The organism is Microbacterium sp. GXF6406, from assembly GCF_054798215.1.
In genome coordinates, this window is the sequence record NZ_JBSJZH010000010.1 from 1 (window position 1) to 18,772 (window position 18,772).

Sequence of the window (18,772 nt, forward strand, 5' to 3'; positions counted from 1 at the left end):
CCCCCGCCGAGGCCTTCGAAGAGCTACTACGATCGACCCAACAAACAATCGTTGCGACGACCGGTTGAATACGGCCAATTTCGCAGTCGGAAGTTCCGGCGCGCGCTCACCCGTCATCGCGTGGTCGGAAGCATGGGCAGAGTCGGCTCGAGCGGAGACAACGCCGCCATGGAAAGCTTCTTCGCGCTGCTGCAGAAGAACGTCCTCGACCGCCGCTCCTGGACCACCCGTGATCAGTTGCGCATCGCCATCGTCACCTGGATCGAACGGACCTACCACCGCCGCCGACGCCAGGCCCGCCTGGGCCGTTTGACCCCCATCGAGTTCGAGACCATCATGAACACGACCGTCGCACTGGCGGCGTGACTACAACCTGTCACCTATTCGTGCAGCAGTCCCGTCTTCTTCCGAGTGTGCCTAGGTGCAGCGGGGCGTGAGGTCGACGCGTCGAAGGGAAGAGGTAGTGCGCATTGCCGGCAAGTGTGAGAGCCCGTGGCGTGGTCACCGCAGCTGCCGCAAGTTGTTCGACGAGTACGGCGAGTTCTGCGGGGAGCTCGGTTGGAAGGTCGGATAGCGCGAGGTGGAGGCGGCCGTCCGTTCGGGTGATATTTGTGGTGGTGAGGCGGTGGATGCGTTCCAGACGTGCTCCGTACAGAAGAACGAGCAGGCCTGCGACTCGTTCGGGCAGCTCGGTTTCGGGGCTGTGGGCGGCCAGCAGCTCGTGAATCTGGGCATGCTGCACGTCCTCCGGGTTCACAAGGGTCGGCTTCGATCCTTTCGGAGTGACGACGAGGAGTTGATTGGTGATACCACGGGCGTTGAGCCATCGGATGAAGGGGGAGGTAGTGGTTGCCCGGCTTCTGTTACCTGCGATCCATTCATCAAGGGTGGCTTGGCTGAGATCTGCGATGGTCTCGCCTTGGTGGTCAAGGTGACGCAGTAGGCGTGCTGCGGCTCGCGCTCGCTCGCCTGCGGTGTAGGCGACGCCAACGGATGTTCGACGTTTTCGTGCACGACGCCGTACGAGTCGAAGCACCATCCAGTGCGCATAGGGCCTGATGAGAGTGGCGTGATGCCGAGGAAGTGCTGCGATGTACTCGTCGATCCATGTCGCCAGGTGATCAGCGTGCTCGTCGCGGGACGGGAGAACTCGAGCGGCGACAAGGAGAGAACGGAGATGTTCCCGAGCCTGCCCAGGTGGGCAGCGATCCAGGCTCAAATGGGTGACCGTCTCCCCGGCGCCAAGTGACTTCAGCAGGGCTTTAGGGATCGGGCGGTCGATCCATCGCATGGTCGAGTCAGGCCTGCCGTGATTAGCCAGGGCGGCGGGTAACCCGGCGAGTTCTGCGGGCACCGTCCCTGTCCCTGAGGCAAGGATCTGTTCGGCTGCGACGACGATCGAGCATCTCTTGCACAGGTTCATGAAGTGTTGTTCGCCGGCGGCGCCGCAGCTGATGCAAAGGTAATCTCGTGGGCTGCCAGCACATGTGCCGCATATCAGCTCATCCTCGTCCGAGCGCCCGATCAGAGCCCTGGCTTGTCGGCACCGATTGCACGGTTGGGGATCGCGGAGCACACTCCGGTAGCAACTGTCACAGATGGGCCCGAGCGGCCAAGTGGCGTGCACCGGGCGGACGAGTTGGCAGACTCCGCATCGTCTATCAGGAGTGCGGTAGCAGCGGCGGCACAGATCGGTGACACCGTCTTGCGCACGGGCCGCGACCTCCCGGAGTTCCCCGCATCCACCGCACAGTTTCCTGGGCGCCTGATAGCAATGCCGGCATATCGAGTTCCCGTCGACGAGCTGTGCGACCTGGGAAACACGGCCGCACGAGGTGCACTCACGCTTCGGCCTGGCACAATGGCTGCAGAGCGGAAGACCCTCGGTTGTGCGCTTCACCGGGGTCCGGAGTCTTCCGCATCGTCCACACGATTCCTTCCGGCTGCCGTTGTAACACCCCCGGCATAGTCCTCCCCCGTCGGGCAGGCGTTTGATTCGCTGAGCAATCCGCCCGCAGTTCGAGCAGGGATGCTCAGGTAGGCCCGTCAACGGGCGTGGCCAGGGCGATTGATCGTCGTGCGGCGGCCCGTAATCGGACGTGGCTCCGCGGCGGCATCAGCCTCTCCCGCAACCTTCCGGGAGGAGACCTCGATGATCCGAGGCTCGATGAGATCGTTGGGTGTGCACTCGAGAATGTCGCATAACGCGACCAGTATCGTGAGGCTCAGCCGCTGGGGCTTACCTGTCACGAGCCGGTACGTTTGCTCTCGCGACAGCGAAATCCCTCTCTCAGCCAAAAGGGGTTGCAGGTCCGTCGTGGCGAACATGCTATGTTCGGCCATCTTCGCACGCAGGTGCCAGGCGTAGTCCATGTCTCTCATCGATCGTCCTCCTCATACGTCAGGCCGTAACGCGTGTGCAAAGCCTGCGACAGCAGCCGATTTCGATACTCGTTGGAGACTCCCACATAGATCGCGGTCGTCGAAGAGAACGAGTGCCCCACCTGCTCCTGAACGAAGCGCTCCGGGTAGTCGAACTCAATGAGGTGGGTCACATAGGAGTGTCGAAGGGAGTGCAGATCAAGTGCCGGGTCAAGATCAGCCATATCGCGCGCCGTGCAGAACGCTTCGTTCGCTGCTCGCCTGCTCAAACGCGTCCCCCGCTCTGTCACCCACAGCGCAGGGGATGCCTTTGAGGAGAGCGCAGGACGCACCTCATCGAGGTACTGCTCCAAAACTCCAGCGATCCATCCCATCTCCGGAACTGTCAAGACCGTTCGCCGTTGGGCAGGGCCGCCGCGTCCCGCCTTTCCGAAACGCACAGACAACGAGCCGAAGCCACCCAGCTGCGGGAGCCGGGCATTTCGACGCAGGTCAACCAGATCGAGCATGACGCACTCTTGACGTCGCAGGCCGAATGCGTAGAAGCACTTCAGCAGTGCAGCATCACGCAACGCCGGAATCGCGCCCTTCCGCTTTCGCGAACGCGCCTGAACGCTGAGGGAATCGGCAGCATCAAACAACGCCTGCACCTCGTCATACGTCAGCGGCCGCCGGGAAGGGTCTCCCTCGAACTCATTGACATGAGCGATCGAGTTGTCCTCGTGGAAGATCTGTGTCGGCACCTCACCGAAACGCTCCTCGCACTCCCGCACCCACGGATATCGCTGATCCGCCGCATACTGACAGAACATCTTCAGGTCAATCTCATACCCACGCAAAGACGACAACCGCAGCGGCTGAGGACCCGACCTCAACTCGGCGATCCACGCCTCTGCTTCCGCCGCCGTCCACTGCCACGGATACTGACCGGTGAAGTCCACGAAACGGCGCACAAGACGCTCTCGAGCCTTCATCGTCGACTCCTTCAGAAAGCGAGCCGACTGTTGGGCCCGCCACCCCTCCAGCATCGCCTCGAAGACCACGCTCTCCGGATCAAGATGCACAACATTGCGCGCAGCCAGCAGGCGTGAGTGTGGAGCGACAGGTTGAAGCACAGTCCCAATGATGCATTACATGCAACAATGATGCAACTAGAGCCAAGGCTGGAACCTGTGGGCCCCAACCGGTCAGGAATGCACGGAGACTTCGCCTCCGATAGCGCTCTTGAGCGAGTCATCACCCCTCAATGTCGTTGCATCCGATGACAATACTGCTCGTTTGGCTTCGGCCGCATCTCGAAGTTCCTGCCGTTCCGCTGGCTCGCCACCGCTTACGTCTACGTGTTCCGAGGAACCCCGATCCTCGTGCAGGCGTTCTTCGTGTTCTTCGCCATCCCGCAGCTGATCCCGGGTGTGACCTTCAACCCGTTCGTCGCCGGTGCGATCACCCTGTCGCTGAACACGGGCGCGTACATGACCGAGATCATCCGCGGCGGCATCCAGGCCGTCGACCCCGGCCAGAACGAGGCCTCTCGCTCGCTCGGTCTCGGGTCGTGGAAGACCATGCAGAAGGTCGTGCTGCCGTAGGCGTTCCGCATCATGATCCCCTCGTTCGTGAACCAGGGCATCATCACGCTGAAGGACACGTCGCTGCTCAGCGTCATCGGTCTGGCCGAGCTCACCTTCCAGTCGCGCCAGATCATCGCATCCACTTACCTGTCCGCGCAGGTGCTGACCATCGTCGCCATCATCTACTTCGTCGTGATCACGCTGCTGACGCTGCTCGCGAACCGCCTGGAGAGGAAGTTCAACGCATGAGCAAGATCGATGTGCAGGATCTGCACAAGGCCTTCGGCAGCAACCAGGTGCTCAAGGGCATCGACCTGCAGGTCGCCGACGGCGAGGTCGTCGCGATCATCGGCCCGTCGGGCTCGGGCAAGTCGACGCTGCTGCGCTGCCTGAACAAGCTCGAGGAGCCCACCTCGGGCTGTGTCGTGATCGACGGCGTCGATCTGATGGACAAGAGCGTCAAGCTCGATGAGGTGCGCCAGCGCATCGGCATGGTGTTCCAGCACTTCAACCTGTTCCCGCACATGACCGTGCTCGAGAACATCACGCTGGCCCCGATCGAGCTCAGCCGCATGACGAAGGCGGAGGCCCGCGAGCGCGCCATGAAGCTGCTCGAGCGCGTCGGGCTGTCCGACAAGGCGAACGCCAAGCCGGCATCGCTCTCGGGCGGCCAGAAGCAGCGCGTCGCAATCGCCCGCGCTCTCGCGATGGATCCCGAGATCATGCTCTTCGACGAGGCGACCAGCGCGCTCGACCCCGAGATGGTCGGCGAGGTGCTGCAGGTCATCCGCGACCTCGCCGAGGGCGGTATGACCATGGTGCTCGTCACCCACGAGATGGGCTTCGCCCGCGAGGTCTCCGACCGCACGGTATTCATGGACGGCGGTGTCGTCGTCGAAGCGGGTGCTCCCGCCGAGCTGTTCGAGTCGCCGAAGAGCGACCGACTCCAGGACTTTCTCGCGAAGGTCCTCTGAGACGTCGGAGAACAGGAATGGCCCGGGCGATCGCCCGGGCCATTCCTGTTCTCCGACGAGTCGTCAGAGGATGACGGTCGAGCGGCCGTGCACGATCACGCGGTCCTCTGCGTGCCACTGCACGGCGCGGGCGAGCACGAGGCGCTCGACATCGGCGCCGCGGCTCTGCAGCTCGGCAGCCGATTCGGCGTGCGTGACGCGCGTGACGTCCTGCTCGATGATCGGCCCCTCGTCGAGGTCGGCCGTGGCGTAGTGCGCGGTCGCACCGATGAGCTTCACACCGCGCTCCTTGGCCCGGGCGTACGGGTTCGCGCCGATGAACGCCGGCAGGAACGAGTGGTGGATGTTGATGACCGGCGCGCCGACCTTCTCGATGAAGTCATCGGTGAGGATCTGCATGTAACGGGCGAGCACGACGAGATCGACATTGCCCTGCAGCAGCTCGAGCTGGCGCTGTTCCATCGCGGACTTATCGGCCGAGGGGATGTGCACGAACGGCACGCCGAAACCACGCACGGCATCCGCGAGGTCGGGGTGGTTGGAGACGACCATCGTGATGTCGACGTCGAGCTGGCCGCGCTGCTGGCGCCAGAGCAGCTCCATGAGGCAGTGGTCGTACTTCGACACGAAGATCGCGACGCGCTTGCGGCGCGAGGTGTCGTGCAGCGACCACTCCATGCCGAATTTCTCGGCGACCGCGCCGATCGACGCTTCGAGGGCGGGACGCGCGGCGGCGAGCCCGTCGAGGTGCAGTACGGTGCGCTGGAAGAAGCGTCCGCCCTCGGCATCCGTCGAATGCTGATCGAGCGAGATGATGTTCGCGTCGTGCTCGGCCAGGACGTTGGCGACGGCGGCGACGATTCCGGGCTGGTCATCGCAGGCGATGAGCAGGCGTGCGGTATCGGTCTGAGACATGGAAGCTCCTTGCAGGGTCGGTGCAATTCTGCCCCGAGCACGGGGGAGGTGGCGAATCGGTAGCCTGAACGGGTGTCATCCGTCGCATCCGATCTGCTGTCCGCCGCCCGTCGTTCTCTGGTGGACGTTCCGAAAGAAGGACTCGGTGAGGAGCGCACCTCGCGCTGGCGGGGGCACCGCATCGTCAAGATCGGCGAGGTCTGGCACATCGGGGTTCTGCTGCTGACCGATGAGCACGTGCTCGCAACGGCCGAGGTGCTGCGAGCCGCCGACGCGGGACGGCGCGGATACACGGCCGAATCGGCGCGGGCACGGGCCGCACGGCGCGAGCTGGCGTTGAAGGGAGGCTTCGCGGAGGGGGAGGTCGCGCACATCGGCTGGTCGGTGATCGACATGGATGCCGTGGACGCCGGCGGCGAGTCCGGGCCGCTGGCGATGCGGGACGGCGTCGCGATGGTGCGCTGGTCGGGCAGCTCGTGGATGCCGCTGGCGGCCTATCTCGACGAGCGCATCGCGCTCATGCGCGGCATCGTCGACTGAGCGCTCAGACGAGACCGGCGAAGCGCCGCAGCAGCGTCGCGCCGTCGACGCGGGCGGCGAGAACCTCGCCGGAGACGCGGTCGAACTCGTCAGCGGCGAAGTAGCCGTTGTTGCGGTAGAACGTCATGCGGTCCGCGAAGTCCCGGGGCGAGGGCTCGGGGTGGAATTGCGCCGCATACAGGCGATCGCCGACCCGGTACGCCTGCACCGGGCAGTCATCGTTCGTGGCGAGCAGCGTCGCCCCCGGCGGGGTGCGCCGCGCGCTCTCCTTATGGGCGGTGAAGACGCGCAGCGCGGGGGCCGAAGGCCCGAAGATCGGGTCGGATGCCGCAGCATCCGTCGTCCGGATCTCCGCGGCCCGCGTCGACTCGGCATGCGCGAGGGTCAACTCGCCGCCGAGCATGCGCGTCACGACGCCGATGCCGAAGCAGGTGAAGAACGCGGATGCGACATCGGATGCCGCGCGCTCCGCGATGCGCTCGAGGTCGGCCTCGACCCGTTGCTGCAGCGGCGTCGTCACGGTATCCGTCACGTTGAACGGCGACCCGCCGATCACGAAACCGGTGTGACGATCGAGCACGTCCTCGGTCAGAGGGGTCGTGACGAGGTCCAGACGATCGAGCTCCTCGACACCCAGGCCGCGCCGGAACGACGCATGCTCGGCATCGGCGGCGCCCCGCTCGGGGCGCACGCAGACGTAGAGGATCTCGGCCATATCAGCGCGAGGAGTTCGCGGTCCGCCCGCGAACGATGCCGATGAACGCGTCGACGTCATCGGTGGTGCGATCGCGCGGCCAGGCGAGGGCGACGGACGAGGTGGGCCCGCCCTCCAGGAGGCGGTAATCGACGTCCTTGCGGCGGTGCGCGCGGGCGAGCGACATGGGCGTGACGATGATGCCCACGCCGGTCGCGACCGTGGCGATCGCGTCGCCCGTGGTGGCGAGCGGGGCGAACCGCGGCGCGGTCGTGCCGGGGATCTCGAGCGGGCCGAGCACGTCGTCGAGCGGGGTGATGAGCACCTCGCCCTCAAGATCGGCGTAGGTCAGTTCGTCGGCGGAGAGCAGGCGGGATTCGGCGGATGCCACGACCACCGGCAGCTCGTCGTACAGCGGGATGATGTGCAGCGTGTCGTCGACGAGCGGCAGGCGCACGAGCACCGCGTCGAGCTCCTCGAGGGCGTTTCGCTGATCCGCCGCGGAGACCGGGACGAGCTCGAGCTCGACGTGCGGCATCCGACGCTTCCAGATGTCGATCCACTTGCCCGGTGTCGCCCCGGGCACCGCGCCGAGGCGGAAAGAGCGCGGCTCCTCGGGCGGGGGAGCAGGAGCGTCGAAGACGACCTTCTGCGCCGGCTTCTTCTTCGGAGCGGGCCGGGTGCCCTTGGCCCCCTTCGCGGACGCTGCGGGACGGCGCGCGCCCCGGCCGGATGCGCCGCCGGACGCGCGGGAGGGCCTGCCGGATTTCGCCATGTTCTCAGGCTACCCGGATGACGTGCTCGAACCCGGTGTCCCGGCGCGTTGCGCACAGCGGAGGTTGTTGCACACCGGGGGGCTTTCCCCGACAGAACCTCTTCCGGCGGCGACGGAGTCCGCCGTCCGCAACAGGGCAGTCCACGGCATCCGGAATTCACGACCCGTTCACGCGCGGGTCAGCGCCGCGATCCGCGGATGTCGCCCGGCAGCGGTGTGATCGTCAGGTCGGCGCTCCTGCCGAGACCACAACCTGCACCCGCACCTGTGAAAGGTTCCTTCCTCATGCAGTCACCCCTCAAGCGCGGCCTCGCGATCGCGGCCGGCCTCACCCTCGCACTCGGCCTCGCGGCATGTTCGGCGGACTCCGCCGGCTCGACCATCGGCGCCGACGGCGTCGGCGAGGGCGCCTTCGCCTCGGGCAACGCGGACACCCTGGTCTTCGCCGTCCTCCCCGATCACGAGGGCGCCGATCAGGACGCGCAGCCGATCGCCGACTGGATCGCGGAGATCACCGGCAAGAACGTCGAGATGTTCCAGGCGACCGACTACACCGCCGTCGTGCAGGGACTCGCCGCCGACCAGATCGACATCGCTCAGATCTCGGCCTTCACCTACTACCAGTCGCAGAACGCCGGTGCCGACATCGAACCGATCGGCGCGCAGATCACCCAGGAGGGCGCCGAGCCCGGCTACTTCTCGGTCGCCGTGAAGAACCCGGCGTCCGACGTCGAAACCCTCGCGGACTTCGCCGACCAGGCGGTCTGCTTCGTCAACCCCACCTCGACCTCGGGCTTCGCCGTTCCCATGGGCGGACTGCTCGAAGTCGGCGTGACGGTTCCCGAGGGCGACCGCGTCTTCGGCGAGGAGCACGACCTCAACGCCAAGAAGGTCGCCGAGGGCGTCGACTGCCAGGTCGGCTTCGTCCAGGACATCGACGCCGACCCGTTCATCGAGTCGGGTGAGCTCGTGGAGGTGCAGCGCGTGCAGGTCCCCGCAGCGCCCATCGTGCTGCAGGCGGCCCTGCCCCAGGAGGTCAAGGACCAGCTGTTCGAGGCTCTCGCCGACAGCACCCAGTCCGACCTGACCGACGCCGGCATCGAGCTCAACGAGTTCCTCACGGACGGCTGGTTCGGATACGGCGCCGTCGACGACGCGTACTACGACCTGATCCGTACCCTCTGCGACGAGATCGCGGACGAGGTCGAGGCCTGCCGGGCCTGACCCCGAACGCCCGAACCGCACACAGCCAGGAGCATTGAGATGACGAGCAGCGACACCCCCGCCGTCCGGATCACCGATCTGGGCAAGACCTATTCCGGAGCCGCCAAGCCGGCACTCGAGGGGGTGTCGCTGTCCGTCGAACCGGGCGAGATCGTCGTCCTGCTGGGCCTGTCCGGCTCGGGTAAATCGACGCTCCTGCGCCACGTCAACGGGCTCGAGACGCCGAGCACCGGGGGCGTCGTCGTCCTGCAGGAAAACGTCTCGGCCCTGCGCGGCGGCGACCTGCGAGCCCTCCGGGGCCGCATCGGATTCATCTTCCAGCAGTTCGAGCTCGTCGGTGCGCTCACCGCGCTCGAGAACGTCCTCACGGGCGGACTGCACGGACTGCGCGGCCCTCGCATCGGCATCCGCTCCTACCCGCGCGCCCTCCGCGAGAAGGCCCTCGGTCAGCTCGACCGTGTCGGACTGCTCGACGCCGCATACCAGCGCGCAGACAACCTCTCCGGCGGACAGCAGCAGCGCGTCGCGATCGCCCGCGCCCTCATGCAGGACCCCGAGATCCTCCTCGCCGACGAACCCGTCGCCTCGCTCGACCCCGAGTCGAGCAGCCAGGTCATGTCGCTCATCCGCGAGATAGCCGCCGAACGCCACCTCACCGTCATCTGCTCGCTGCACCAGGTCGACCTCGCCCTCAGCTGGGGCGATCGCATCCTCGGACTGCGCGCAGGACGGGTCGTGCTGGACACCCGCACCGATGACCTCACCCGCGAAGAGGTCATGGAGATCTACGGACGCGTGGCCACATCCACGAGCGAGATCACCGCCCTCGAGGATGAACTCGCCGAGGCCCGTGAGCAGGTCCTTGCACGACAGCTGCGCCGTTCCGCCGCCCGCGAGCACCTCGCGGAAGACTTCGCGAACGAGGAACCCGCGTGACCATCACCGCCCCAGCTCCCGCACCCGCGGCGCCCGAGGCCCTCGCGGAGCGGCTCGCCCGCGTGCCCCGCCCGGCGCCGCGCCTGTCGAACGTGATCTCCTACGGTGCGATCATCGTCATCCTGGCTCTCGGAGTCTGGTCGTTCATCGGCCTGGACTACAGCCTGAAGAGCCTCGACACCACGGTCAAGAACATCAACCGCTTCCTCGCCATGGCCACGCCCCTGCAGTGGCCCGGCTGGGAGGTCGCCGGTGAACGCCAGGCCGACGGCACCACCACGTACGTCACCACCTGGGTCGGCATGGAGCCGATCTGGCAGATGGGACTGACGATCGTCATCACCCTCGCGCTCGTGATCGCCGGCACCGCGCTCGCCGCTGCACTCTCCGTCCCCGTCGCCTATGGGGCCGCCCGCAACACGACCCCGAACGGCGCAGTCATGGTGCTGTGCCGTACGATCGGGGTCGTCGCGCGTGCCATCCCCGACGTGGTCTTCGTCGTGATCCTCGCCTTCCTCTGGTTCAACTCCGGAACTCTGCCGGCGATCGTCGCGATCGGCCTGCACTCGGTCGGCATGATCTCGAAGATGTTCGCCGACGCGATCGAGCAGATCGACGAGGGCCCGCGTCTCGCGATCCGCGCGGCCGGAGGGTCGAGGTCGCAGGAGTTCTGGTCGGGCGTCCTGCCGCAGGTGCTGCCCGCCTGGATCGCGATCGCCCTGCACCGCGCCGACATCAACCTGCGCGGCACCGTCATCCTCGGTGTCGTCGGCGTCGTCGGCATCGGATACGAGCTCGACGGCGCCCTGCACGGCGGACCCGCCGGCATGCGCCGCGTCATCCCGATCGTCGTCATCATCATCGTGCTGTGCGTGCTGTTCGAGATCGTCTCCTCGCTGCTGCGCACCCGCCTGCTGAACGTGCAGCCCACCGGCAAGGGCCTGGGCGACACGGTGGCCCGCTCCGTGCGACGCCGTGCCGGGGCATCCCGCTCGGTGCCAGGTGCGGATGCCGCGGCATCCGGCACCGTGTCGGTCGCGCAGGCGCGCAATCAGCGGATCGAGGCGGCGATGCATCGCCCCTGGGATCGTGCCCGCATCGGCAACACGCTGTGGATCTGGGCCGGCATCGTCCTCGTGATCGGCGCCTTCCTCTACGCCGCGCCCGACGTGTCGAAGATGCTGAACCCGTCGTGGAACGAACTCGTCGACCCGGCGCGCGATCGCGCCATCTGGCCCCCGCACTTCGGCAGCCGCAGCGTCGCCGACGTGGGCGCGGCCGTGCTGACGACCATCCAGATCGCGTTCGCCGCGACGCTGATGGCCGCGATCATCTCGGCAGTGGTCGGCCCGCTATCGGCGCGCAACGTCGCCCCGAACAGCTGGGTGCGCAACGCTTTCCGAGGCATCGCCCTGTTCATCCGCGCGATCCCCGACCTCGTCGTCGCGATCCTGTTCATCATCGCCGCCGGCATCGGCCCGCAGGCCGGAGCCCTCGCGCTCGGCATCGGCGGCGTCGGTCTCCTCGCCAAGCTCATCGGCGACTCGATGGAAGAGGTTCCCGCGGGTCCCGAGCGTGCGCTGACCTCGGGCGGAAGCACCCGCACACAGGTGTTCTTCTCCTCGACCGTGCCCCTGTCGGTGCCCGCCATGGTCGGACACCTCCTGTATCTGCTCGAGCAGAACATCCGCTCCGCGACGCTTCTGGGAATCGTCGGGGCCGGTGGCATCGGATTCCTGCTGCTGAACGCCCTGCAGGGGCGGCACTTCGATGAGGTGCTCGCCTATGTGCTCGTCATCATCGGGATGGTCGTCATCGTGGAGGGGGCATCCATGCTGATCCGGCGGGCGCTGAAGTAGCGGTCCGGCCGCGGGCCGGCGTTGCGCGTCGCGGACGTTGTTGCGCATAGCGGACCTTTCTCCACGAGAGGTCCGCTGGATGCAACAACGTCCGCCGGCTGCAACAGGACGAAGCAGCGGGCGGACGTGTCAACGTCGAGTTCAGGCGGCGAGCCAGAGCCCCCGGCGGTCGGTCGCGATGCGCAGGCCGGCAGCGACCGTCTCGTCGTCGCCGATGCGCGCGCCGCGGGCGATGAGCGCTCCGGCGCCGATGTCGGTGCGGACGCCGATGTGCGCGCCGTCACCGACGGCGGCTCCGGGACCGATGTGCGCGTGGGCGTCGATGTAGGCGTTCTCGCCGATCACGGCATCCGGTTCGATCCATGCGCCGCGGATGACATGGGCGCCGGCGCCGACGCGCGCACCCGGTTCGATATAGGCCCCGACCTCGACGATGGCTCGCGGGTGCACCTTCGCGCCGTGCGCGACGAGGCCCCGGCCATTGATGTGCTTGCGGTAGCGCAGCATCGTTCCCTGGTCGTCTTCGATATCGATGTAGTTCTTACCCAAGATTCCTCCCGTCCGGACGATTCCGGACAACAGGGTCAACAGGCGTTCCCCGAAATTCATTCCCGCCGGTGAATCCGTGTTCAGCGCTGGCAGGTCGGGCACCAGAACGTCACGCGTTCCCGGGTGGGGTCGTCGCCCTGCTCACCCGTGCGGATGGGCGTCGAGCACCGCCGGCAGGGACGTCCGGCGCGGCCGTAGACCCATGTGCCCTGGCCCGGGCGGTCGACGCCGGTGAAGGTGCGGTGGCGTCGGTCGCGGTTGGCGCGGATCGTGCGCGCGCCGAGGTCGAGAAGGGCTGCCGCATCGACGTCGGCGGCCGGGGTTGTCGGCAGGATGCCGCGGAGAAAGAGCAGTTCGGCGGCGTATTCGTTGCCGAAGCCCGCGACGTTGCGCTGCTCGAGGAGGGCGATATGGATGCTGCGGGGATCCGCTGCGATGCGTCGGACTGCTGCGGCGGCATCCCAATCATCGGCGAGCGGATCGGGGCCGAGATGTCCGAGGAGCTGCGTCTCGTCCCGGGTGGGGATCAGTGCGATGTCGGCGATGTCGACGCCGACGGCATCCTGTGCGTCCGTGCCGACGATCGCGCGCACACGGAACGCCGGATGCCGCCACCGCTCACCCGGGCGGTAGAGCAGCCAGGCGCCGTCCATGCGCAGATGGGAATGCAGGCTGCTCTCGCCGATGCGCAGCAGGAGGTGCTTGCCGCGGGGAATGCACCCGTGCACCGTCTGACCGGTGAGGTCGGCGGTCGCAAGCGCCGGCACGCGCAGGTCGAAGCGCGTGATCTCGTGGCCGGCGAGGGCCGCGTTCAGCCGCTGCGCCGTGCGGAAGACGGTGTCGCCCTCAGGCACGGTGCTCCGTCACTGCGGATCGTGCGGCGAGGTCGCGGGCGAGCATCGTGGAACCGGCGACGGCGGCGGGCATGGCGATGATCGCGCCGAGGGGCACGAGGAAGCACAGCTGCGTCGCGACGCCGAAACCGATCACGCGGGCGCGGCCGGACGCGAGGATCTCGGAGCGCGAGTAGGTGGTGAGGCCACGGGCGTCGAAGGCGCGACCGGTGAGCTCGCGGGCGAGGAGCCGCCCGGACAGCAGCAGGTTCGTGACGGTCGCGAGCGGGCCGCCGAGGAGGGGGATGAGGCCGATCACCAGGGTGACGAGGGCGACGAGGACGCCGAGCACGATGAGGCGCAGGCCCTCGCCGATGCTCGTGGCGAAGGACGTGTCTCCCGTCGGCTCCTCGCCGAGGGAGCGTTCTACGCCGCGCCAGATCCGCTGGTAGAAGGGATCGCCGATCATGAGGGTCAGCGCCGTGAACACGGCGGCAGACAGGGCGAGGGCCGCGATGAAGACGACGGCGCCCACGCCGAAGCGGAGCATGCCCTGCCACGGTGCGCTCCAGCCGTCGGCGAACGGGGTCATCCAATCGGCGATTGCGCCGAGGGAGAGGCCGAGGGGGATGAGTGCGGCGAGCAGGACGGCTCCGGCGATGAGCGCCGGGATGATGCCGAGCGCCAGGAGTCGCGGGTGGCTCTTCCACATGCTGAAACCGCGCAGCAGCGTCGAGACGCCGAGACCGAACTCCCGAACCATGCCCTCAGAGTAGCTCGCCGCCATCGCGCTCAGATGGCCTTGCGCAGGGTGTACCCGCGAGGCGTGGGTGAGAAGCCCGCGGTCTGCAGGGCGAGGGCGAAATTGGTGCCGTAGACGGGGTCGCCGTTGACCTTCTCGACCGTGAGCGTGTCGAGCCGGCGCGTGCGCGCGGTGGTGACCAGATCGGATGCCGCGGCCCGCAGCACCTCGGGATCATCATCGAAGGCGAGCACGGTGCGTCCGCCGCGTTCGATGTAGAGCACGAGGGAGCCGTCGACGAGCACGACGAGCCCGCCTGCTTTGCGACCGGGTCGGTGGCTGACGCCATCGCGGCGGGGCCAGGCGAGGGCAGCACCGTAGGGATTCGCCGGATCGGTCGCCGCGAGCGTGATGGCGGTCAGAGGGGCGGGATCGGGAAGGTTCGCGAACGTGCGCAACCGGTCGACGGTCGCGGATGCCGCGAACTGGGCGGCGCCGAGCCTCTCGATCACATAACCACGGCGGCAGTGCCCGGCCTCTTCGAACCCGGCGAGGATCCGGTACATCTGGGCGAAACCACCGGGAACGCCCTCGGATTGCACAGCGCCGCGGGTGACGACGCCGTACCGGTCGAGGAGGAGTCCGGCTGCCACCGTCGCCCGCTTGCCGGCATCCGCCATCCGCGACACAGCATCCGCGCCCGCACCGTCCAGCGCGGGCAGCGCCGACCAGCGCCCGCCGGTGAGGGTCGGGCGCGCAGCGGGTGCTCCGGCGAAGGAGACTCCGCGGAACGTCCGCGCGCGCGGCGCGCGTCGAACCGACTTATGGGCCTGAGACCCGCCGGCCAGAAGCTGGCGCACGGGGGAGAAGGTGTCATTCGTCACACGCCCGGCCCAGGTCAGCGTCCACAGGGCGTCGAGCACGGACTGCTCGTTCTCGGCTCCCGCACGTTCGCGGAGTTGCCCGGCGAACGAGGCGCCGCCGTGCGACAGCGCAGCCAGGAGTCGTCCCTCCAACGAGTCGTCGGCGATGTCGCCCTCCGGCTCAGGAAGGGTGAACGGCGCGATGTCGACCGGATGCAGCGAGATCCAGCCATCGCGGCCGGGGAGCGTGCCGTGGCCCGTCCACACGACTTCACCGTTCGCGGTGAGGTCATCCAGCATCGCCGGCGCGTAGTCGTGCACGCGTGAAGGCAGGACGAGGGACTCCCAGGCACTCGCCGGGATCGGCATTCCGGCGAGTTGCTCGACGACCTCCAGTACGCCATCGACGCCCTCCAGAGGACGGGTCATGTGCTGCCAATCGGGCAGGAACCGGGCGAACGCCTCGGGGGAGACGGGCTCGACGCTGCCGCGGATCGCTGCGAGCGAGCGCATGCGCAGGCGACGCAGAACCTCGGTATCGCACCACTCCGGGTCGGTTCCGCTCGTCGCCGACCCCTCGGCGAGGAAGTACCCGCTCGTGACACGGCCCGCCTGCTCGAGCCTCTGCAGCGCGTGCCGGGCGACGGCCGCTCCGATTCCGAAGCGGGTGGCCACGGCATCCGTCGTGAACGGGCCGTGCGTGCGTGCGAATCGTGAGACGAGGTCGCCCAGGGGATCGGCGAGCGGCTCGAGGAAGGCGACGGGGATACCGGTGGGCAGCGCCACGCCGAGAGCATCGCGCAGACGGCCGGCGTCCTCGATCGCCGCCACACGGGGTGCGCCGCCGATGGTCACCGGAATCGCCCGTCGGGCAGACATCAGCGCGTCGAGGTGCGCCGTCGCGATCGAGGCCGAAGCCCGTTCCGAGTCGCTATCCGCGAGCCGGGAGGCGACCTCCGCGGCATCCAGCGGGCCCAGCGTGCGCAGGAGATCCGCGACGCCCTCGAGGCCACGGGCGCGGCGGTCGGGGTCGAGGCGCTGAGCCTCCCGCTCGAACTGGGCGATCACGCCGGGATCGAGCAGTTCGCGCATCTCGACCGTGCCGAGCAGTTCGCTGAGTAACGCGGGATCGACCGACAGCGCGGCGGCACGACGCTCGGCGAGCGGGGAATCGCCTTCGTACATGAACGCGCCGACATAGCCGAAGAGCAGATCGCGGGCATAGGGCGAGGGCTGCGCGGGTTCGGTCTCGACCAGGCGCACCGTGCGCTCGGCGATTGCTGTCGTCAGGCGTCGCAACGAGGGGAGATCGTAGACATCCTGCAGCACTTCCCGCAGGGTCTCGAGGATCACGGGGAACGTCGGGTGGCGCCGGGCGACTTCGAGCAGCTGGGCCGAACGCTGACGCTGCTGCCACAGGGGCGTGCGCTTGTTCGGGTTCATCCGCGGCATGAGCAGGGCGCGCGCCGCGCACTCCCGGAATCGGGAGGCGAAGAGCGCGGACCCGCCGACCTCGGTCGTGACGAGGTTCTCCATCTCATCGACGTCGAAGACGAACAGCTCGGCGCCGGGAGGTTCGGCATCGGCATCCGGCACCCGCACGATGATGCCGTCATCGCTCGCGACCGCGGAGCTCTCGACGCCGAGCCGTTCGCGCACCCGTGCATTGATCGCCAGTGCCCACGGCGCGTGCACCTTCATCCCGTAGGGGGAATGCAGGATCACCCGCCAGTCGCCGACCTCATCGCGGCCGCGCTCGACCGTGAGCGTCCGGTCGGTGGGCAGGGTGCCGGTCGCTTCGCGCTGTTCGCGCAGGTGCGCGAGGAGGTTCGCGCGCGCCTGCTCATCGAGCCCGGCGTCGATCAGTCTCTGCGCAGCCTTCTCGGGGGTAGCCGCGGCGACTTCGCGGGAGAAGCGGCCGAGGGCCTCGCCGAGCTCATAGGGGCGCCCGAGGCCGTCGCCGTGCCAGAAGGGGAGCTTGCCGGGCTGACCGTAGGCGGGAAGGACATTGACCCGGTCGTGCGTGATTTCGGCGATGCGCCAGCTCGTCGTCCCGAGAGTGAAGACATCGCCCACGCGCGACTCGTAGACCATCTCCTCATCGAGCTCGCCCACGCGGCGCCCCGCTCCCTCGCCCGCGACGAAGACCCCGAAGAGTCCGCGGTCGGGGATCGTGCCGCCGCTGGTCACCGCGATCCGCTGCGCTCCCGGCCGCCCGGTGAGCGTGCCGGCATCGCGATCCCAGACCAGACGCGGGCGGAGCTCGGCGAACTCGTCCGAGGGGAACCGGCCGGCCAGCAGGTCGAGCGTCGCCTCATATGCCGAGCGCGGAAGGGACTGGAACGGCGCCGACCGTCGCACCGTCTCGAACCAGCCCTCAACCGTTATCGGCGCAAGGGCGCAGGCGGCGACCGTCTGCTGGGCGAGGATATCGAGCGGATTGCGCGGCACGGCGATCGCCTCGATCTTGCCCGCCAGCATCCGCTCCGTCACGATCGCGGTGTGCAGCACATCGCCGCGGTGCTTCGGGAAGAGCGCCGCCCGGCTGACCTCGCCGACCTGGTGTCCGGCGCGGCCGACGCGCTGCAGGCCGGATGCCGCGGAGGAGGGGGCCTCGACCTGGATGACGAGGTCGACGGCGCCCATATCGATGCCGAGCTCGAGGCTGCTCGTCGCGACGACGCATCGCAGCACGCCGCTCTTGAGCTCTTCCTCGACGAGTGCCCGTTGCTCCTTGGAGACGGACCCGTGGTGCGCCTTCGCCAGCACCATCTCGGCATCGCCCGCGCGCTCGGTGTGGATCTCGTTCAAGCGCCCCGTGAGACGTTCGGCGAGGCGCCGCGAATTGGCGAAGACGATCGTCGAGGTGTTCTCGAGGACGCGGTCGACGATCGCCTCCTCGACATGCGGCCAGACGGACCCGGTCACCTCGGTGTACTCGGCCTGCTCGTCATCGGGCGCGGGCGCACCGGGAGGAGGCGGCGGATTCGTCATATCGTCGATCGGAACAGTGACGGAGAGCTCGAACGTCTTTGAAGCGCGCGGCGCGACGATCTCGACGGGGGAGGCGCCGCCGAGGAAGCGGGCGACCTCGTCGATGGGGCGCACAGTCGCCGACAGCCCGATGCGCTGCGCGGGTGCAGCCTCGGGGTTCGCGGTGCGGCGCAGGGCGTCGAGCCGTTCGAGGCTCACGGCCAGATGGGCGCCGCGCTTGGTCGCGGCGACCGCGTGGATCTCATCGATGATCACCGTATGCACATCGCGCAGGGTGTCACCCGCACGGCTCGTCAGCATCAGATACAGCGACTCGGGGGTCGTGATGAGGATGTCGGGCGGGGCGGCGACCAGTTTCCGGCGATCCGACGAGGTCGTATCGCCCGAACGCACGCCGACCGTGACGCCCGGGGCGTCGAGGCCCAGGCGCCGGGCCGACTGCCCGATGCCGACCAGCGGCGAGCGCAGGTTGCGCTCGACGTCGACGCCGAGGGCCTTGAGTGGCGAGATGTAGAGGATGCGGGTTCCGGTGCTCTCGGGAACAGCCGCCTTCTCGCGGAAGACCCGGTCGATCGCCCAGAGGAATGCCGAAAGCGTCTTACCGGAGCCGGTCGGGGCGACGACGAGGGCGTTCTTGCCGGCGGAGATCGCCTCCCAGGCGCCGGCCTGCGCGTTCGTCGGCGCCTCGAACGCCCCGCGGAACCAGTCACGGGTCGCCGCGGTGAATCGGTCGAGAACATCGCTCACCCCTCCATCATCACGCCTGCCGTCGACATCGGGCCCGTCGGCGCACAACAATGACCGATGGCCGTGTTCTCGCCGTTGGAATCGCAGGCGTCCGTGCGCCACGATGGAGCATCGCTGGCGGGCGTCCGCCAGAAAAAGAAGCGCGGCCGGCCTCGAGGTCGAGGCCGGCCGCGCCGG

General features: G+C 68.0%; 18 protein-coding genes. 9 read left to right on the forward strand and 9 right to left on the reverse strand.

Features of this window, described 5'->3' with window-relative positions; all coding sequences use genetic code 11:
- A partial coding sequence (locus ACWAUG_RS07430; protein ID WP_460802034.1) for an integrase core domain-containing protein occupies positions 1-366 on the forward strand: 366 nt, incomplete at its 5' end.
- 214 nt (positions 367-580) lie between these two features.
- The gene (locus ACWAUG_RS07435) at positions 581-943 is read left to right on the forward strand and encodes a hypothetical protein (RefSeq protein WP_460802035.1); all 363 of its coding nucleotides are present in this window, start codon (positions 581-583) and stop codon (positions 941-943) included.
- A gap of 1,103 nt (positions 944-2,046) precedes the next feature.
- Here ACWAUG_RS07435 and ACWAUG_RS07440 read toward each other — a convergent pair.
- Together ACWAUG_RS07440 and ACWAUG_RS07445 are read right to left on the reverse strand one after the other, a co-directional pair.
- A complete protein-coding gene (locus ACWAUG_RS07440; protein ID WP_460802036.1) occupies positions 2,047-2,373 on the reverse strand; it encodes a helix-turn-helix domain-containing protein in 327 nt (108 codons plus the stop codon).
- Positions 2,374-2,378: 5 nt separating this feature from the next.
- Positions 2,379-3,497, reverse strand: a complete 1,119-nt coding sequence (locus ACWAUG_RS07445) for a tyrosine-type recombinase/integrase (protein WP_460802037.1) — start codon at positions 3,495-3,497, stop codon at positions 2,379-2,381.
- 177 nt (positions 3,498-3,674) lie between these two features.
- Between ACWAUG_RS07445 and ACWAUG_RS07450 the strand changes: the two genes are divergently transcribed.
- From ACWAUG_RS07450 to ACWAUG_RS07460, 3 genes are read left to right on the forward strand one after another with little or no spacing between them, the layout of a single operon-like run.
- Positions 3,675-3,968: an ABC transporter permease subunit gene (locus ACWAUG_RS07450; protein WP_460802099.1), complete on the forward strand. Its 294-nt coding sequence runs from the start codon at positions 3,675-3,677 to the stop codon at positions 3,966-3,968.
- 12 nt (positions 3,969-3,980) lie between these two features.
- Complete coding sequence (locus tag ACWAUG_RS07455; RefSeq protein ID WP_460802038.1) at positions 3,981-4,199, forward strand: hypothetical protein; 219 nt, start codon at positions 3,981-3,983, stop codon at positions 4,197-4,199.
- A complete protein-coding gene (locus ACWAUG_RS07460; protein WP_298041640.1) occupies positions 4,196-4,924 on the forward strand; it encodes an amino acid ABC transporter ATP-binding protein in 729 nt (242 codons plus the stop codon). The genes ACWAUG_RS07455 and ACWAUG_RS07460 overlap by 4 nt, the downstream gene beginning before the upstream one ends.
- A 63-nt stretch (positions 4,925-4,987) precedes the next feature.
- Here the strand turns inward: ACWAUG_RS07460 and purU are convergent, their stop codons facing one another.
- A complete protein-coding gene (purU, locus tag ACWAUG_RS07465) occupies positions 4,988-5,839 on the reverse strand; it encodes a formyltetrahydrofolate deformylase (protein WP_460802039.1) in 852 nt (283 codons plus the stop codon).
- 72 nt (positions 5,840-5,911) lie between these two features.
- On the opposite strand from purU, the gene ACWAUG_RS07470 reads away from it, so the two are divergent.
- On the forward strand, positions 5,912-6,379 hold the full coding sequence (locus ACWAUG_RS07470; protein WP_460802040.1) for a glutaminase: 468 nt from the start codon (positions 5,912-5,914) through the stop codon (positions 6,377-6,379).
- Between the two features lie 4 nt (positions 6,380-6,383).
- Here ACWAUG_RS07470 and ACWAUG_RS07475 read toward each other — a convergent pair whose 3' ends face one another.
- Positions 6,384-7,094, reverse strand: coding sequence for a glutamine amidotransferase-related protein (locus tag ACWAUG_RS07475; RefSeq protein WP_460802041.1), 711 nt, complete (start codon positions 7,092-7,094; stop codon positions 6,384-6,386).
- 1 nt (position 7,095) lies between these two features.
- A complete protein-coding gene (locus ACWAUG_RS07480; RefSeq protein WP_460802042.1) occupies positions 7,096-7,848 on the reverse strand; it encodes a LysR substrate-binding domain-containing protein in 753 nt (250 codons plus the stop codon).
- A 285-nt stretch (positions 7,849-8,133) separates the two neighbouring features.
- Here ACWAUG_RS07480 and ACWAUG_RS07485 point away from each other — a divergent pair, with 285 nt between their 5' ends.
- The 3 genes from ACWAUG_RS07485 to ACWAUG_RS07495 are packed head-to-tail and all read left to right on the forward strand — an operon-like array spanning position 8,134 to position 11,867.
- On the forward strand, positions 8,134-9,072 hold the full coding sequence (locus ACWAUG_RS07485) for a PhnD/SsuA/transferrin family substrate-binding protein (protein WP_460802043.1): 939 nt from the start codon (positions 8,134-8,136) through the stop codon (positions 9,070-9,072).
- Positions 9,073-9,111: 39 nt separating this feature from the next.
- On the forward strand, positions 9,112-10,008 hold the full coding sequence (gene phnC / locus ACWAUG_RS07490) for a phosphonate ABC transporter ATP-binding protein (RefSeq protein ID WP_460802044.1): 897 nt from the start codon (positions 9,112-9,114) through the stop codon (positions 10,006-10,008).
- Positions 10,005-11,867, forward strand: a complete 1,863-nt coding sequence (locus ACWAUG_RS07495) for a PhnE/PtxC family ABC transporter permease (protein ID WP_460802045.1) — start codon at positions 10,005-10,007, stop codon at positions 11,865-11,867. Before phnC ends, ACWAUG_RS07495 begins: the two co-directional genes overlap by 4 nt.
- A 141-nt stretch (positions 11,868-12,008) precedes the next feature.
- Here the strand turns inward: ACWAUG_RS07495 and ACWAUG_RS07500 are convergent, their stop codons facing one another.
- From ACWAUG_RS07500 to ACWAUG_RS07515, 4 genes are all read right to left on the reverse strand, one after another.
- A complete protein-coding gene (locus ACWAUG_RS07500; protein ID WP_460802046.1) occupies positions 12,009-12,416 on the reverse strand; it encodes a transferase in 408 nt (135 codons plus the stop codon).
- Between the two features lie 80 nt (positions 12,417-12,496).
- Positions 12,497-13,270, reverse strand: coding sequence for a DNA-formamidopyrimidine glycosylase family protein (locus ACWAUG_RS07505; RefSeq protein WP_460802047.1), 774 nt, complete (start codon positions 13,268-13,270; stop codon positions 12,497-12,499).
- A complete protein-coding gene (locus tag ACWAUG_RS07510; protein WP_460802048.1) occupies positions 13,263-14,012 on the reverse strand; it encodes an EI24 domain-containing protein in 750 nt (249 codons plus the stop codon). The genes ACWAUG_RS07505 and ACWAUG_RS07510 overlap by 8 nt, the downstream gene beginning before the upstream one ends.
- A 29-nt stretch (positions 14,013-14,041) precedes the next feature.
- Positions 14,042-18,595 (reverse strand): ATP-dependent helicase, encoded by a 4,554-nt coding sequence (locus ACWAUG_RS07515; protein ID WP_460802049.1) that lies wholly within the window; start codon positions 18,593-18,595, stop codon positions 14,042-14,044.
- Positions 18,596-18,772 lie beyond the last annotated feature (177 nt).